The following is an 18,809-nucleotide window of genomic DNA, read 5'->3' on the forward strand; positions in this document are numbered from 1 at the left end:
AAATTGGGGAGTCTGTCCTATAGTTTGTGTAAGTTGCAAAGAAAGCAGTAAGAGATTACTGTAAAAAAAGTAACTTAAGCAAGCAAGGAGGAATTATGGCTAAAAAATTAGATACAGATAAAGATACATTAGACATCAGTAATCAGCTAGTAGAAGAATTATTATCAAAAGCAGATCCATCGGAGTTATTTGGTCGAGATGGTTTATTTCAACAGCTAAAGAAGCAAATAGTTGAGAAAATATTAGCAAGTGAGTTGGATCATGAATTAGGATATTCAAAACATAGCAAGATGCCAAAAGTAGATAATAATCGTCGTAATGGTAGCTATGAGAAGACAGTAATTGATGGGGATGGTCGTAAGCTGACAGTAGAAGTACCAAGAGATCGGGAAGGAGAGTATAATCCTCAATTAATACCAAAAGGGCTGAGGAGATTTAATGGATTTGATGAGAAAGTGATATCCCTTTATGGTCGCGGTATGACAGTCAGCGAGATCCGAGGGCATTTAGAAGAAATATATCAAACTGATGTATCTGGTGACTTGATATCCACCATAACAGATGGGGTGATAGAAGAAGTAACTAGGTGGCAAAATCGTTGTTTAGATAGGGTGTATCCAATATTATACTTGGACTGTATCTATGTAAAATCTAGAGACAATCACATAGTAATAAATAAAGCAGTATATTTAGCACTTGCTGTAAATATAGAAGGGAAAAAGGAGTTACTTGGCATTTGGATAGGCAAAAATGAAGGTGCTAAATTTTGGATGCAAGTAGTTACTGAGTTAAAGAATCGAGGAATTGAACAAATTTATGTTGCTTGTGTGGATGGTTTAAAGGGCTTTCCAGAAGCTATAAGCAGTGTATTCCCGAGTACTATAGTACAATTATGTATTGTACATATGGTTCGCAATTCAGTAAAGTATGTGTCATATAAAGATTTAAAAGAGGTCACATCAGATCTAAAACAAATTTATACAGCTAATAATGACGAAATGGCACGTTTAAAACTTCAGCAATTTGGTGTAAAATGGGATAAAAAATATCCGGTAATTTCTGATATTTGGCAACGTAATTGGTCTGGGATAATACCGTTTTTTGCCTTTCCTGAAGAGATCAGAAAGGTAATTTATACTACTAACACTATAGAATCTGTAAATCGTCAAATTAGAAAAATTATCAAAAATAAGGGGGTGTTTCCAGATGATAAGTCAATTCAAAAAATAATATTTTTATCCCTACAAAATGCAGCCAAAAAATGGACCATGCCTATTAAAGATTGGTCTTTAGCTTTAAATCAATTTGAAATACTTTGTGGAGATTTTAAATATGATTTATTGGAAAATAAAAAATGAACTTACACAAATTAAATGATTGACTCAAATTGGGCTGTTTAAACAGCCCGGCTTTTAAATTAGATATCTTTCGAAACTCTACTTCTGCTGGTAATTTGTGCGTCGATCCGGTACTCGAATCCTCACGTACATTTAGTACGCTGCGGTTCTGCGTTCCGTGTCTCCTACAAATTCCCTATCATAAGCGAGTTTCGAAAGATATCTATTGTTCTGTTGCTATCCACAAGCGGCTAGTTTCGAGAGAAGTCCAATATTAAAAAAATACTAAAAAGATAAAATATCGAGTAGGCAAATAGTTTTTTAGCTTGTTTATGATCTTTATCACTAAACAGAGAGGCAGCATAGTATAAAAAAATTAGCCCCAGTATAAATGCAGTTACTAAATATACAAGATTACTTATTCCTAAAAAAAAGGGCGTAAATGTAGTAATAAACATAATGATACTATAGGAAAGAATTTGCTTTTTAGTATAATATTCTCCCTTTACCACTGGCATCATCGGAACACCACAATTTTTGTAATCTTCTGAGCGAAAGATTGCTAATGCCCACGAATGTGGCGGTGTCCAAGTTAGAATAATCATAAATAAAGAAAAGGAGCCAAGGGAAATCTCATTAGTTACTGTTGCCCAGCCAATCATAGGAGGCAATGCACCTGCAACCCCTCCAATAACTATATTTTGCATTGTCGAACGTTTTAATCACATAGTATAAATGAAGACATAATACAATATGGTTATTAGTAACAATAAAGCAGATAGTAGATTAACACAAAGTCCCATCAAAAAAACTGAAAAGAACCCCACAACCACGCTAAAAGCTAAAGCGTCCTGTGGTTCTATAACCCCAATAACTAGAGGTCTATTTTGTGTACGTTTCATTATCGCATCAATATCCCTATCATACCACATGTTAATAGCTGCACTACTACCAGCTCCAAGTGTAATACAAAGCATAGCGATGCAAGCTATAAATGGATGGATGGGGTATGGAGCAAGCCATAGACCGGAAAAGCTGGTAAATACAACAAGTGCCATAACTCTTGGCTTCATGAGTAGGATATAGTCCATAACTGAACTATTATTAGACCTTTTTTTAATAGTATTCATGCCTATCTTGGCAAAAGAATTATTAATATAATTAGAGGAATTATTCATATATTTTGAGCCTTTCTAATTAAGTGTGTAAATTTTTCATAGGGCTTAAATTCTACCTTCAAATTTTATCAAAAAGTGAGCCATAGCTGCGTTCCAGTTTGGAATCGGCATAACCCATTTCTTGGTCATATAATCAATTGCCAAATACAAGGTCTTAAAAACGGCATTATCATTTGGAAAAACCCGTTTATTCTTAGTAACCTTACGTAATTGGCTATTGACAGATTCTACACTATTAGTTGTGTATATTACTTTCCTTATCGCCTCAGGGTATCCTAGAAAAACCATTAAAGTTTCCCAATGAACATACCAAGATTTAGCAATTTGTGGATACTGTTTACTCCATTTAGCTTCAAAAGATTCTAAAGCAAGATATGCTTCTTCCTCTGTGCTAGCAGTATATATAGGCTTTAAATCAGCCGCTAATTCTTTTCGGTCTTTATATGATACATATTTTAAACTATTTCTAATCTGATGTACAATACATAATTGATGTTCGGTTTTCGGAAAAACTGCTTCTATTGCCTCAGACATACCGGTTAAATTATCACTGCAAGCAATAAGCATGTCTTGCATACCTCTGTTCTTCATCTCAGTAAAATTACCAAGCCAAAATTTCGCTCCTTCATTTTCACTGATCCACAATCCTAAAATATCCTTCCTTCCAGATAAATCAATACCTAATGCTACATATACAGACTTATTGATAATTCGTTTATCTTGACGTACTTTTACTACTAAACAGTCAAAAAATACTATAGCATATACTCGATCCAATGGTCGGCTTTGCCATATCTTGACATCCTCAATTACATCATCAGTAATTTGACTTATCAAACTTTCGCTAACGTCAGCTCCATACAATTCTTGCATTTGAATCTTAATATCAGATAAGCTCATTCCTTTAGCGTATAATGATATTATTTTATCATCAAATCCTTCAATACGTCTTTGACGCTTCGGAATTAATGCAGGTTCAAATGTACTACTTCTATCCCTTGGAACCTCAATCTCTACAACTCCATTATTTGTTACTAGATTCTTTACATTCCTACCATTACGAACATTATCACTATCAGTATGACAATATTTATCATATCCTAAATGATTATTCATCTCTGACTGCAATGCCTTCTCTACAAGCCGTTTGGTTAATTGTTTTAATAAACCATCCTCTTTAAGTAATGTTAATATATCTGTATCATTATTTATTAATAAATCTATCGCTTGATTCATTGCTTCATTTTGTTTTTGGTGCATTATAATTTCTCCTTTTGTTATATTATATTTTTATATAACCTTTGAAAAATTTACACACTTATTTGTACAGAGCCTATATTGGATCTAGACACATTATTGCTTGTTGTTTAGTAATCAGTCCTTCTTGTACCATATCCGTGGCAATTTTAATACTGGCTAAAGCTGTTCTTTTAGCAGTACGTGTTTGCAAGACATAGAACTTACCGTTTTCCACGGTGAATTCTATATCTTGTATATCCAAGTAATGTAGTTCTAACTTCTTACAAATTTTTTGTAATTGATCAAATATTTGTGGCATAACTGTTTGCATTGAGCAATCAGGAATATGATCGTTTGACATAATAGGGCTTGGGGTTCTTGTCCCTGACACTACATCTTCACCTTGGGCGTTTACTAGATATTCACCAAAAAGCTTATTTTCACCAGTTGCAGGGCAAGGTGAAAATACTACTCCTGTTGCAGAATTATTGTTTTGATTACCAAAAACCATTGACTGTACATTAATCGCTGTACCCCAATCATTGGGTATATTATGTAGCTTTCTATAAGTTATTGCTCTATCACTTGTCCAAGATTTTAATACGGCTTTTATTGATTCTTCTAGTTGTGTATATGGATCAAAAAACGATTCACCACAATGATTAAAGATTATCTTTTTAAACTCTTCAACTATTATTCTTAGGAAACCCCCAGTAATTTCGTTCTCTTGATAAATATTACATTTGCTCTTATGCATTTCAAATGCATTCTTAAATAATCCGTTTGAAACGGATAATACTGTTGATCCGTACATTTCTAAGAATCTTCGGTAGCTGTCAAGAGCAAAAATTTCATTTCCAGTACTGGATAGCACATCGCAAACTTGATCATTATACCCAAGATTAAGTATAGTATCCATCATGCCGGGCATAGAAGCTCTTGAGCCTGAACGGACGGATAGTAGTAGTGGATTTTTATGATCCCCAAAAATCTTACCAGTAGTATTTTCTAAATTTTTAACAGCTACCGCTAAGTCCTTATTAAAATTTTCAGGCAAATTGTAATTATTTTTATAAAAATAATTACAAAGTTCTGTAGTAATAGTAAAAGGTTTTGTCGCATCTATAAATCATACTACATCAAGATTGTTAAAACTAAGGTTTTGGACATTATGATGCCATTAACATAGCAAAATTCTCAAAAGTAGAAAGATTATCATTAGCTCCAATTATTTGTCTTTTTTGCATCATACGAATATTTTCTATACCGGTAATAGTCATTTCTGCAGAATGAAAACTCTTAAAACCAAGCATTGGCTTTGTACGTTTTTTGATAAACCTATGATCTTGTTCTACAAGATTATTCAGGTATTTGGTCTGAATAACCTTAATTTTATAATCTTTAGGAACTTCTGTATTCAAATCATTAAGAGCAGCCGTATTACTACCGCTTTTATCAATTACTACTTTCTCAGGAAAATTATTCTCTCTAAAGGCTTTACGAAAAAATGCAAGTGCTGCAGGCTTGTCTCTATGCTTACGTAGCAGAAAGTCTACAGTATTACCAAGACTATCTAGTGCTCTATATAAATAAACCCATTTACCGTTTAATTTAATATAAGTCTCATCCATTCTCCAACTACTACCAACTGGCTTCTTTCTTTTTCTAACCACCTGATCTATCAATGGTACAAATTTTATAACCCATCTTTGTAATGTAGAGTGATCAATTTTTGCTCCCCTTATACTCATCATTTCTTCCAAATCTCGATAACTTAAAGAAAATCGGCATTTCATATAGACAAATAACATTATTATTTCTGGTGAAGAACAAAATCCTTTGAAATATGATAATAATCTTGCAGTAATACGAAACATCTTAACATCTTTTTTAGATCATTATATCAATCTTTTTTCTATTGTCCAACATATGCGACAGAACCCCGTTAAATTCCGTAAAACGTCTATTAGATTCACGCTTTAAATTCGTTGAAATTTCAACTAAGCCAAGTTTACTGTGTAATAATGCATAAGCTAAGCAATGATCTTCTCCCCTTTGACAAATATCATCTAATTTAGCTGATCTCAAACCCTTACCAGGTGAAAATAGTGATATTGATTCTAAAATGTTAGTTTTTCCACTACCATTCCCCCCTATTAGTATAACAGGATTATTACCAGCACTAATATCTAAATTCTGAAAATTACGATAATTTAGTAATTTTAATTTTTGTAGATAAATATTATGCATAACTTATTTGAAATAGTGAGAAAAAAACCTAATCAATTAAAATCAAAAGCTCTTTTGAATCTAAACATATACTGCTATACTCAAATGATTTGAAGAATTGGATTTGAAAATGAATGGTGAGCATGCTAGGTGTACATATAGTATAATTACGCATGCGAATCCATGATATTTTCAAAAAACAATTCTTCAAAGATTAAGAGTATATAATTTCAAGAGTGGGTAGACGATAATAACTTCAAGAAGAGCTAGCTGTGCGTTGTGATATTTAGGGTACGATGACCTTAATTCTTGAAGTTCTATACCCTTCGCCTTTCAAGTGTTGGCGTTGTGGTACGATAGGACTTCGCGTAGGAATTGACTACGCCTAGCCAACTCTTGAAATTCATCGGGTATACCTGAGTATATACTCAAATCTAATTCAAACAACTAAAATATATCCATGACTTTATCCATGTCTTTAGAAGAATTTCGCCATAAATATAATTATGATCAATCAACCAAGATGATGCAACAATATTTAGACATCAAATTTGCCAATCTTGATTGTCTTCTATTGTTTAGAATGGGTGATTTTTATGAAATGTTTTTTGATGATGCAGTTCTTGCCAGCCAAGTTTTAGGTATTGCTCTTACCAAAAGAGGGTCTAATGGAGACTCTGAGATTGCTATGTGCGGAGTACCCCATCATGCTCTTGAGACATATTTAAATAAATTAATTGAAGAAAATTACAAAGTTGCTATTTGTGAACAACTAGAAACACCGGAAGAGGCAAAGAAACGCGGTGGCTATAAAGCTGTAGTAAATAGGGATGTAACGCGTATCATCACTCCAGGTACTGTTACTGAGGAATCTTTAATTGATGTTTGTGAACCTAATTATTTGGCAAGTTTAGTTTTACTAAAAAACGGAGCATCAATTTGTTACGTTGACATCTCTACTTCAGAAATTTCAGTTATAGAGATTCCGCAGAATGAGATTATTAACGAACTATCACGTCTTAAGCCTAAAGAGATTTTACTTAGCGAAAATTTGCAAGGAGGACAATTAGCTAATAGTATTCAGCACCAATTACATTTTCGTGTCTCGTATCAAGTTGATAGTTTTTTTGCTCCTAAAAAATGCCATAAAATTATTTTAGATTTTTACAAAATCAATGATCTAAAAGCCATAGGGGAAATATCTGAATGTCAAACAAGTAGTATTGGTAGTATCTTAGAATATTTATCACTAACGCAAAAGCAAAATATACCTTCGCTACCTTTGCCTCGGTTGGTCAATTACCATAATTTTATGATTATTGATTCGGCGACTCGGCGGAATTTGGAAATTACTAATAATTTATTAGGAAAAACCAAGGGTAGTTTACTGGCCACTATTGATCACACAGTTACTAAGGCTGGTAGTCGTTTACTATATCACTTTTTATCTACACCACTAATAGATATTGATGAAATAAATTATCGACAAAATATCACAGAATTTTTTTATTCAAATATTGAACTAGTAGGGAATATTAAAAAGTTACTCAAGAAAACTGGGGATTTAGAACGTTGCTTGGCTAGAATTACCATGAATCGTGGCTGCGGGCGGGATCTGCTAAATATTAAATATACGTTAAATGCTGCACTGGAAATAAAAGGAGAGTTTATTTCCCATTATGGGCTAAATTTGCTAGATTATATAGAGAAGTTAATTAAACCTCTATCTGGAGATGAACAGTTATATTCATTAATAGATCAAGCAATTAGAGAGGATGCACCTAATACTATCAATGAAGGTGGGATAATAAATCATCATTATCATCCTAAAATACAAGAATTATATGACTTAATTAACAATGGCAAAGCCCATGTAGAAAAATTAAAGAATGTATATCGTCTTGATACTGGCATCGACACCCTAAAAATATCTCATAATAATGTACTTGGGTTATTTATTGAAGTTACCCTAAGACATAGTGATAAAATGTACGCATCAAAATTTATTCACCGACAAACAACTTCTAATGCTAGTCGCTATACTACTATTGAATTACAAAAGTTAGAAAGCGATATGGTCAACGCTAGGAGTTTAGCGGTTAGTCTTGAACTAGAATTATATAATAAAATATGCCAGCAAGTTATTGATAAAGCTATATTTTTACGATTACTTAGCTGTTCCTTGAGTCAGCTTGATGTATTTTGTAATTTTGCTTATATTGCTGATGAATATAATTATGTCAAGCCTAGATTAAGCAATGATTTGAGTTTTGAGATTATTGAAGGGCGGCATCCAGTCGTTGAGCAAAGTTTATCAAATGATAAAAAAAGCTTTATTCACAATAACTGTACTTTATCGGAAGCTAATAGAATTTGGTTAATTACTGGACCTAATATGTCAGGTAAAAGTACTTTTTTACGGCAAAATGCCCTAATAGCCATATTAGCTCAAATTGGCAGTTTTGTGCCGGCTAAAAGTGCCAAAATAGGTATTGTAGACAAGATATTTAGTAGGATAGGTGCAGGGGATGATTTACAAGCAGGTCAATCAACTTTTATGGTAGAAATGCTTGAAACATCAGCTATTTTAGCACAATCTACTAAAAATTCTTTAGTGATATTAGATGAGGTTGGTCGCGGAACTTCTACCTATGATGGTGTATCAATTGCTTTCGCGGTGTTGGAATATATTCATGATAATCTCAAATGTCGATGTTTATTTGCCACGCATTATCATGAATTAACCAGCATGAGTAATTTTTTGCCAGCCTTGCAAAATTATACAGTGGCTATTGAGGAATTAGGGAAAGAAATATTATTTTTGCATAATATTATAGCAGGGATGGCTGATAAATCTTATGGAATTCATGTAGCCTACTTAGCGGGCCTACCAAAATCTGTTATAATTAGGGCGAATGACATTTTAACAAAATTAGAAAAAACCGCTACCAGCAAAAATAAAAATATCTTAAATACCGAATCAAACAATTTAAGTTTATTTGACTTACCAGTAGAGAGTAAAAAAGAAATAAAATTTAATAAGTTAGAAGAAGAAATTAATAAAATCGATCCCGAACAACTCTCCCCTAAACAAGCCTTAGAGTTGGTATATAAATTAAAGAAACTAATTTTTTAAAATAGGGTTGTCTTACATGATAGTACCACTAGAACCCAAACGTTCAGTAAATGGAAAAATTTGGCAACAGCGATCAGTAAACGAGGATGATGTTTCAGAACTTTGTCGTTCTGTAGGAATCAGTGATTTTCTAGCACGGGTTCTATCTCCTCGCTTAGAGAATTTGGTACAAGCTACTGATTTTCTATCACCTAAGCTTAAGAACTTATTACCATATCCTTTTCATTTACTTGATATGCAAAAGGCAGTAGATAGAACCATAGAAGCTATTGTAAATAAACAAAAAATCTGCATATTTGCTGATTATGACGTTGATGGAGCTACTTCTTCATCACTACTTAAGAATATATTTAGAGATTTGGGGCAAGAAGCTGATATTTATGTTCCAAACCGAATTGCTGAAGGGTATGGACTGACCCCAGCTGCTATGCAGAAAATTAAGGATAATGCTACTGAGCTACTTATTACTGTTGATTGTGGAGCAATGGCACATGAGGCTCTAAAATATGCAGAGCAAGTAAAGCTTGATGTAATAGTTATCGATCATCACATTAGTAGTGATATATTGCCTGACGCTGTTGCTGTTGTTAACCCGAATCGTATCGATGAGACCAGTAGATATAAGTACCTAGCAGCTGTAGGAGTATCATTTTTATTTGCTACCGCCTTATTATCCGAGTTAAAAAAACAAAATTTCTTTACCGATATAGCTTCGTGTTCGATACAAAATAGTGTATATTCAAAATGCCATACTCTACCAAATTTAATGCAATATTTAGACTTAGTCGCACTTGGAACAGTATGCGATGTAATGAAGCTTACTCACTTAAATCGTGCTTTTGTTGCTCAAGGATTAAAAATCCTTGGTCAAAGAAAAAATTTAGGTATGAAGACTTTATGTGATGTTGTTGGTTTAAATGAAAAACCAAACTGTTATCATTTGGGATTTGTGTTGGGACCTAGGATCAATGCCGGTGGAAGAGTTGGTAAATCATCCTTGGGTGCTAGTCTTTTATCTACCGAATGTGCAATAGAAGCAAATTTACTTGCACAGGAGTTGGAGAAACATAATAATGAGCGAAAAGTAATAGAGCTGATAATGATAGAGGAAGCTACTCAAATAGCTTTAACCCAAGAAAATGATAGTTCATTATTTATAGTTGGTAAAGGGTGGCATCCGGGTGTTATCGGCATTGTCGCTGGCAGATTAAAAGAAAAATTTAATAAACCAGTTGCAGTTATAGCTTTAAATGATGGAATAGGTAAGGCTTCTTGCCGTTCTGTCAAAAATGTTGATTTTGGTAGTAAAATTATCAATGCCAAGGCTAAAGATTTAATCATAGCTGGCGGGGGACATGCAATGGCAGCTGGATTTACAGTATTAGAAGAGAAATTACAAGAGTTACAAGAATTCTTAAATCACGCCTTTAAGATTGATATTAGTAATCAAAATGATATTGCCTATGAAGAATATGATGCGGAACTTACTACAAGTAGTGTAAATTTACCGCTAATGGATGAGCTAAGTAAACTCGAACCATTTGGTCAAGGAAATCATGAGCCAATATTTAAATTCTCTAATCTTTTTGTATTAAAAGCTGACATAGTCGGTGGTAAACATATAAGATGTTTGCTTGCTCCTTCTAAGGAAGCTTTTGGTTCTAAACCGCTGCATGCTATTGCGTTTAATAGTGTATCTAGTCCTATAGAAAATATTTTACTTAATATTAAGTCATATAATATTTCTGTAATTGGTTCATTAAAAATGAACAGTTGGAAAGAGTCTAATACTATTCAATTACAAATAAAGGACTTGATAATATGATATTTGTTAGCTATAGAAAATTAAGAGGATGGATATACTCTTCTGCTTTAAAAAAATGTCATCCCTGCTTCGGTGCGGGATATCATAGTACATTTTTTATATAACCACTATTAAAATGGCTGCTGATCGTCATTGCCAGGAGTCGCGAGAAAGCGGCGAAGCGGCAATCTTTATGCAGTATTACACCTCACTTCACTAGATCGCCACGGCATCTAACGCACAACTGTTGAAAGTTTACAAATACCTATACCATTTCTATCCCATACACCGCATACTAACCTCGTTTTATGGTACAATTTTGATCCTATCCATCTCGAAGATAAGTCGCGTTAGCCGCTTTAAGAATAACCTCAGTTTGATGTAAGAGGAAGGTTGAGATTGTTTAATTTTCCAAAAGCTACAGAAATTTTATTAGGCTTAAAAACATAGGCAAGCAGTCCAGCTAATACGTTAGTTTGAAAATTCATAACAGATCTGTGCCTTGTATGGTCTATATGACAAAGGTTTTTTAGTTGATCGTTAATGGTTTCAATAATATACCTTTTATTTAAAAACCGCTTTTTAATAGGATCTATTATTTTTTCTTTCATATTACTTTTAATTTTTGTTATTAGTTCTAAACCTTGATTAGCAAGGGATTGAGTGAGTTTTTTACTGATATACCCACGATCACCAAAAAGCCAGCCTTGTAATTTATCTACTAAATTTTCCACCACTGCTCTATCATCAACATTTCCTGGAGTTAAAGAAAAACTCATAATCTCTCCGCAACTGTTAATGACAATATGTAGCTTACAACCAAAGAACCACCCAGTGGAAGTCTTACCTCTTTTTGCTATGTCTTTGAATACTTTATGTCTATTAATTCTTAAATTATGGCAAGCAGGAAGTTTAGTAGAGTCGATATAATATTGACCAGTTTGTTTTCCTGATAGGCTTTTTAGCAGTAACACCATGGGCATGAAGCTCATTGGCATTAACTGAATAAAACGACTATAGCTCACAAGTTTTGGAAATTCCTTTCTATAACTTTGACATAGGCAGCATAAATAAAAATCTTTAAAGGTACGGTAGTGACTCAAGTGAAACATTACTATAATAGTAATAATCTCTGAGAGTCCTATACTGCAAACTACTTTACGCTTACGGTTAGGATTTGGTAATATATATTTATTTTGCTCCGTATCAAAATGCTTGCAAAAATCATCAATTAAGCAGAAAATCTCCGTAAGAGGGATCATAATATAGAAACTGGACTGATTTTTCAAGACAAATTTTTCACTAATTTTGTTTCCCATTTTACATAATTTTTAAGCTGCATTTTGTAAGTAATCAAGATACACGTTCATCGGTTTTTTATAACCAATACTTGAATGGAATCTTTGATTGTTATATTTATCCATGTATTTATCAATACCATCTTTAAGTTCTGCGATATTTTTAAAATCATTTATAAATATACAATTATATTTTAAAGTTCTAAAAAATCTTTCAATCACAATATTATCAATGCTTCTACCCTTACCGTTCATTGAGATTTGTATATTATTCTCTTTTAGAATTCCCGTATGCTCATGTCCAGTATATTGACTACCCTGATCACTATTGAATATTTGTGGTGCAGGGTATTTATTCAGTGCATCTTTTAATACATCGGTTACAAGTGATGCATCCATAGAATTAGATACTTTATAACTTAGTATTGCCTTACTATGCCAATCTATAATCGCCACAAGATACATAAATCCTCCGTTAGTTCTAATATAAGTAATGTCACCACTCCACACTTGATTAACATAAGGTACATGAATAGTTCTATTCGTTCCTGATTTGTGCCAGTACGGCTCAAGCAAATAGCTATAAATTTTATGTTGACCATCCTTCACAGAAGTAGATTGCTTTTTATGAGGATGAATAGCTTCTATACCCATTATTCCCATATATTTAAGCACCCTATCTCTGCCCACATTAAAGCCGTCTTCCAATAATTGTTTGTATATATAACGATAACCATACTCAGGGTTATCCGTATATATTTCATCTATTCTATTTAAAATATCAAGATTATATAAGCTCATTACTTTAGCTTTATAATATACTCCAGATCTGCTTATCTTTAATAGTTCACATTGCCTTGTCTTTGCTAACGTACTCAGCTTGGGGTCGACAAGACTTTTCTTATTTGATAAGTCCAAGCTGTTTAGCTTTCCCACCGCCCAGTCCCTCTCGACTGTAGCCTTACCTAATGCTTTTGCAAGTTCATCGTTTTGATTCTTAAGTTCACTAATCTGCCCTTTGTACTCACTAACAGCTTTTGCTGGCTCAAATGCCAATGACGCATTATCTAAAAATTGTCGTTTCCAGTTTTGCATAGTTTTAGCCGTTACTTCATATTTGACCGATAACTGACCTATTGTTGATTCTTCTTTTAACATCTCTAATACTATTTTAGTTTTTGCTTCTGCACTAAAATTTTTAATTTGTTTTTTACCCATTTGTTTCTCTTTAATTTTATTTATTATTCTATACTTATTGAGAAACAAAAATACCTGCTTCTTTGTCTAATTTTTTCAGTCCATTATAATATTCTCCAATTTTGTTGTTATTATTCGAGAACTTTATAATCCCTCCCTTCTTACTTTTCAAATATTCTTTCTCCTAACACACTAGTTTAAAAGAAGGTTTTATTTTTACCATAGCTCACCACCAACAGTTTGTTTATGTTATTACATAATGCTTAGCATTTTGTTTGGTGCTTACGTCAAACTCAGGTTAAGAATACATTTTTCCTTATATTAAAACCGCTTCCTCTTCTAACTTTCAACAGTTGATGACATCGGAGCTATTAAACCGATGTCTTACATCAATAGTTGAGGTTAACTATACTGAAAAACTTAAAGTATTTGCAAAAATATCATAAGTTACAAAAAAGTTACTATTTATTAGAGTTATTAATATAATTTTCGTGATGTTATTTGATATTACTTGATTACTAGCTATAAACCTGTCTTAATCTACTGCAAGACGTCTTGTATCGCTAAATTATGAAAGAGGAAGTTTTGGAAAAAAATTAAGTAAGGAGTATAAGTGGAACAAGATATGTATAATTCCTTACTTAATTTTGACAATAAGATTACCTTACAAGAATGAAGTTATGCAAGAGCCTATTTCTACATACTAAAATGTAATACTGGAGTACCAGTATTACAAACGCTGTCATTCCTACCGTAACTCGGATGACAGCTCTGTATGTAGTATTACACAACTAAAGTTTAGCAGCAGGTTTAGATAATATAAAATCTAACTGCTACTAATTAAATAATGAAAACAATAACTATACCAGGAGGATATTATGTCTAAAATAGCTCAGATATTTCAGAAGAGATCTAGTCCAAATAAGAGTGCTAGTCCAGATAATAGTGCTAGTCTAGATAGGAGTACTGTTAACGATACTGGTACTGGTACTGATCCTGTTTTAGCACTCAAATTTAAATATTTCCAAGACGCACTTGGAGCTTTAAATCAACAATATGGTGATATACAAAAGATCAGTACGGCTCTCGATAAACGCAGTTATGCCGAGGCTCAGATTAAATATAAAAATTTATGTGGTGAGATCGAAGCCCCTACGTTTCCTCTAGAACAGGAACAAAAAGACTCACTATTGTTTGGAATATACTACGGTTTAGCTATTAGTGATTTCCGAGCAGGTAAGTTTCAAGAACATAAAAAACATTTATTGCATGCGTATAAAAATTATGGTCTTGGTAGAGATGAATCTATAATAGGACTAGAAAGATGGGTAGAGATATATATAAATCTTGATCAAGATGTACAAACAAAAGTACCAAGCATTTCTGAAGAATACGATACTTTATTAAAAGAGGTCAAAGAAGACGTTCAGTCACTAATTAAGGATAAAAAATATGCAGAAGCTCGTGCAAAAATAGAGTATTTGAATCAAAATAGCCATAATTTCCATATATTTGATCTATACTTTGATACAATAAAAAAAGATACAAAGGAAGCTTTGAAGTATTTTGAAGATAAATCAAAGAATAATCTTACACAACGTCAAGATATTCATAATATCCTTAAAAAATGGCAAATTTACCTTAGTAAGCAAGTTGATGATCAAGAAGTTGCTGCCAAAGCTGCTACCTATGCTTCAAAGTACAACCCAAATCCAACAGTTGCTACGGCATCTGTAAAGAAAGCTGGAAAAGACGTTGAAAAACTTCAAGAGCAACTTGACAAAGCTAACCTTAAGTTAAAGACAGTTGTAACTGTTGATGAACAGGAGAAACAGATAAAGGAATTTACAGCTAAATACGAAGCTGAATTAGAGAAACTTAGAACTGAACACAAAGCTGAATTAGAGGCACTCAAACCTAAAGATTCACCTACAAAAGATACTAAAGTGGGTGAAAAGACTCCTACAGCTCCCGTAGTTAAGCCTCTTGAAGAGAATGTTTTAAAGGAGTTAACTGAGTTAGCTAACTTGATTACGTCAGTTAATCATTATGAGGAACAGTATAAGATTGATAAAGATAAGGCTAAAAGTCTTTTGAGTAAAGCTGTTAAAGAGAATCCTGATGTATATAAAACTATAGATGATCCTAAAATTTTGGTGCTTCTTGCTGACGTTCTTTTGTCTTCAAATGAGATAAAGGAAGGAAGAATAGTTTGTCAACAAGCTCTTGAACTTAATCCAAATATATGGGAAGCTACTGTGGAAGAGGTAGTTTTGCTAAATTTAGCTGGAGTTCTTTTACCTTCAGATCAACAAAAGGCTAAACAAATTTATAGTAAAGTTATGAATTTTCGTTTTATTTGTAAAAATGAACAAAATAAGTGTGTAGTTGATACTAATAGGAAGATGGAAATAGCTAAGATTGTTGCTCAAGATGGATATGGAGATGAAGAGAGGGATTGCTTAGCTGAGTTCTGTTTATCTTCCAATAAAATACATCAGCAAGCACTAGCTCTAGATTGTTATCCACATACAGATGTTGCTAAAAGAGAAGCTATAGCTGGGCAATTAAAACAGTTAGGTAAACAAGCACCGAATCCAGGTGCTGGTGAGTATAAAGCCTATGCGTTATATACAAAGGCTTTTTCTGTTCTAAAAGACGATCAAATATTACGTCAGGATATGAAAAAAGCACACAACTTTAGTTACTTATATACCGATCCTACACACTTTCCTGATCCCCCTACTGACGAATCTACTGCATACATCCTCGGTGAGTGTGTTTATAACAATTATTAAGCCTTCTCATAAATAGTGAATAAAGTCCCATAATTTATTCCTCCTACTTTAAAGCCATTAACAGCTTTTGAGGTAGGAGGGATAGTTGCTTAGGGTAATTTTAAAATTGGGGAGTCTGTCCTATAGTTTGTGTAAGTTGCAAAGAAAGCAGTAAGAGATTACTGTAAAAAAAGTAACTTAAGCATGCAAGGAGGAATTATGGCTAAAAAATTAGATACAGATAAAGATACATTAGACATCAGTAATCAGCTAGTAGAAGAATTATTATCAAAAGCAGATCCATCGGAGTTATTTGGTCGAGATGGTTTATTTCAACAGCTAAAGAAGTAAATAGTTGAGAAAATATTAGCAAGTGAGTTGGATCATGAATTAGGATATTCAAAACATAGCAAGATGCCAAAAGTAGATAATAATCGTCGTAATGGTAGCTATGAGAAGACAGTAATTGATGGGGATGGTCGTAAGCTGACAGTAGAAGTACCAAGAGATCGGGAAGGAGAGTATAATCCTCAATTAATACCAAAAGGGCTGAGGAGATTTAATGGATTTGATGAGAAAGTGATATCCCTTTATGGTCGCGGTATGACAGTCAGCGAGATCCGAGGGCATTTAGAAGAAATATATCAAACTGATATATCTGGTGACTTGATATCCACCATAACAGATGGGGTGATAGAAGAAGTAACTAGGTGGCAAAATCGTTGTTTAGATAGGGTGTATCCAATATTATACTTGGACTGTATCTATGTAAAATCTAGAGACAATCACATAGTAAAAAATAAAGCAGTATATTTAGCACTTGCTGTAAATATAGAAGGGAAAAAGGAGTTACTTGGCATTTGGATAGGCAAAAATGAAGGTGCTAAATTTTGGATGCAAGTAGTTACTGAGTTAAAGAATCGAGGAATTGAACAAATTTATGTTGCTTGTGTGGATGGTTTAAAGGGCTTTCCAGAAGCTATAAGCAGTGTATTCCCGAGTACTATAGTACAATTATGTATTGTACATATGGTTCGCAATTCAGTAAAGTATGTGTCATATAAAGATTTAAAAGAGGTCACATCAGATCTAAAACAAATTTATACAGCTAATAATGACGAAATGGCACGTTTAAAACTTCAGCAATTTGGTGTAAAATGGGATAAAAAATATCCGGTAATTTCTGATATTTGGCAACGTAATTGGTCTGGGATAATACCGTTTTTTGCCTTTCCTGAAGAGATCAGAAAGGTAATTTATACTACTAACACTATAGAATCTGTAAATCGTCAAATTAGAAAAATTATCAAAAATAAGGGGGTGTTTCCAGATGATAAGTCAATTCAAAAAATAATATTTTTATCCCTACAAAATGCAGCCAAAAAATGGACCATGCCTATTAAAGATTGGTCTTTAGCTTTAAATCAATTTGAAATACTTTGTGGAGATTTTAAATATGATTTATTGGAAAATAAAAAATGAACTTACACAAATTAAATGATTGACTCAAATTGGGCTGTTTAAACAGCCCGGCTTTTAAATTAGATATCTTTCGAAACTCTACTTCTGCTGGTAATTTGTGCGTCGATCCGGTACTCGAATCCTCACGTACATTTAGTACGCTGCGGTTCTGCGTTCCGTGTCTCCTACAAATTCCCTATCATAAGCGAGTTTCGAAAGATATCTATTGTTCTGTTGCTATCCACAAGCGGCTAGTTTCGAGAGAAGTCCAATATTAAAAAAATACTAAAAAGATAAAATATCGAGTAGGCAAATAGTTTTTTAGCTTGTTTATGATCTTTATCACTAAACAGAGAGGCAGCATAGTATAAAAAAATTAGCCCCAGTATAAATGCAGTTACTAAATATACAAGATTACTTATTCCTAAAAAAAAGGGCGTAAATGTAGTAATAAACATAATGATACTATAGGAAAGAATTTGCTTTTTAGTATAATATTCTCCCTTTACCACTGGCATCATCGGAACACCACAATTTTTGTAATCTTCTGAGCGAAAGATTGCTAATGCCCACGAATGTGGCGGTGTCCAAGTTAGAATAATCATAAATAAAGAAAAGGAGCCAAGGGAAATCTCATTAGTTACTGTTGCCCAGCCAATCATAGGAGGCAATGCACCTGCAACCCCTCCAATAACTATATTTTGCATTGTCGAACGTTTTAACCACATAGTATAAATGAAGACATAATACAATATGGTTATTAGTAACAATAAAGCAGATAGTAGATTAACACAAAGTCCCATCAAAAAAACTGAAAAGAACCCCACAACCACGCTAAAAGCTAAAGCGTCCTGTGGTTCTATAACCCCAATAACTAGAGGTCTATTTTGTGTACGTTTCATTATCGCATCAATATCCCTATCATACCACATGTTAATAGCTGCACTACTACCAGCTCCAAGTGTAATACAAAGCATAGCGATGCAAGCTATAAATGGATGGATGGGGTATGGAGCAAGCCATAGACCGGAAAAGCTGGTAAATACAACAAGTGCCATAACTCTTGGCTTCATGAGTAGGATATAGTCCATAACTGAACTATTATTAGACCTTTTTTTAATAGTATTCATGCCTATCTTGGCAAAAGAATTAT

General features: G+C 33.3%; 9 protein-coding genes and 4 pseudogenes. 5 read left to right on the forward strand and 8 right to left on the reverse strand.

Annotated elements, in window-relative coordinates:
• Nucleotides 1–95: 95 nt before the first annotated feature.
• Nucleotides 96–1,358 carry an IS256 family transposase gene (locus AAHN00_RS12210; RefSeq protein ID WP_342270914.1) on the forward strand — a complete coding sequence of 421 codons (1,263 nt, stop codon included), beginning with the start codon at nt 96–98 and terminating at the stop codon, nt 1,356–1,358.
• Between the two features lie 230 nt (nt 1,359–1,588).
• On the opposite strand, the pseudogene cyoE (AAHN00_RS12220) reads toward AAHN00_RS12210, so the two are convergent.
• From cyoE (AAHN00_RS12220) to AAHN00_RS12240, 5 genes and pseudogenes are all read right to left on the reverse strand, one after another.
• Nucleotides 1,589–2,467: pseudogene (gene cyoE / locus AAHN00_RS12220) on the reverse strand (heme o synthase).
• 93 nt (nt 2,468–2,560) lie between these two features.
• A complete protein-coding gene (locus AAHN00_RS12225) occupies nt 2,561–3,775 on the reverse strand; it encodes an IS256 family transposase (RefSeq protein WP_342271418.1) in 1,215 nt (404 codons plus the stop codon).
• A 79-nt stretch (nt 3,776–3,854) separates the two neighbouring features.
• A pseudogene (locus AAHN00_RS12230) lies at nt 3,855–4,862 on the reverse strand (PEP/pyruvate-binding domain-containing protein); the annotation flags it as partial.
• 61 nt (nt 4,863–4,923) lie between these two features.
• Nucleotides 4,924–5,631 (reverse strand): IS6 family transposase, encoded by a 708-nt coding sequence (locus AAHN00_RS12235; protein ID WP_342270905.1) that lies wholly within the window; start codon nt 5,629–5,631, stop codon nt 4,924–4,926.
• 67 nt (nt 5,632–5,698) lie between these two features.
• Nucleotides 5,699–6,004 (reverse strand): annotated as a pseudogene (locus tag AAHN00_RS12240) (AAA family ATPase); the annotation flags it as partial.
• Nucleotides 6,005–6,443: 439 nt separating this feature from the next.
• Here AAHN00_RS12240 and mutS point away from each other — a divergent pair.
• Entirely contained in the window at nt 6,444–9,119 is a 2,676-nt protein-coding gene (gene mutS / locus AAHN00_RS12245; protein WP_342271419.1) for a DNA mismatch repair protein MutS, read from the forward strand.
• A gap of 16 nt (nt 9,120–9,135) precedes the next feature.
• The gene (gene recJ, locus AAHN00_RS12250; protein ID WP_342271420.1) at nt 9,136–10,944 is read left to right on the forward strand and encodes a single-stranded-DNA-specific exonuclease RecJ; all 1,809 of its coding nucleotides are present in this window, start codon (nt 9,136–9,138) and stop codon (nt 10,942–10,944) included.
• A gap of 350 nt (nt 10,945–11,294) precedes the next feature.
• Here the strand turns inward: recJ and AAHN00_RS12255 are convergent, their stop codons facing one another.
• Both AAHN00_RS12255 and AAHN00_RS12260 read right to left on the reverse strand, forming a co-directional pair.
• Complete coding sequence (locus AAHN00_RS12255) at nt 11,295–12,185, reverse strand: IS982 family transposase (protein WP_342270981.1); 891 nt, start codon at nt 12,183–12,185, stop codon at nt 11,295–11,297.
• Between the two features lie 69 nt (nt 12,186–12,254).
• On the reverse strand, nt 12,255–13,439 hold the full coding sequence (locus AAHN00_RS12260) for an IS3 family transposase (protein ID WP_342270912.1): 1,185 nt from the start codon (nt 13,437–13,439) through the stop codon (nt 12,255–12,257).
• A gap of 857 nt (nt 13,440–14,296) precedes the next feature.
• On the opposite strand from AAHN00_RS12260, the gene AAHN00_RS12265 reads away from it, so the two are divergent.
• Complete coding sequence (locus AAHN00_RS12265; protein ID WP_342271421.1) at nt 14,297–16,216, forward strand: hypothetical protein; 1,920 nt, start codon at nt 14,297–14,299, stop codon at nt 16,214–16,216.
• A gap of 198 nt (nt 16,217–16,414) precedes the next feature.
• A pseudogene (locus AAHN00_RS12270) lies at nt 16,415–17,677 on the forward strand (IS256 family transposase).
• Between the two features lie 230 nt (nt 17,678–17,907).
• Here AAHN00_RS12270 and cyoE (AAHN00_RS12280) read toward each other — a convergent pair.
• Complete coding sequence (gene cyoE, locus AAHN00_RS12280; RefSeq protein WP_342272673.1) at nt 17,908–18,786, reverse strand: heme o synthase; 879 nt, start codon at nt 18,784–18,786, stop codon at nt 17,908–17,910.
• Nucleotides 18,787–18,809 lie beyond the last annotated feature (23 nt).

This window comes from Candidatus Tisiphia endosymbiont of Parasteatoda lunata, from assembly GCF_964030955.1.
Lineage (GTDB): Bacteria > Pseudomonadota > Alphaproteobacteria > Rickettsiales > Rickettsiaceae > Tisiphia.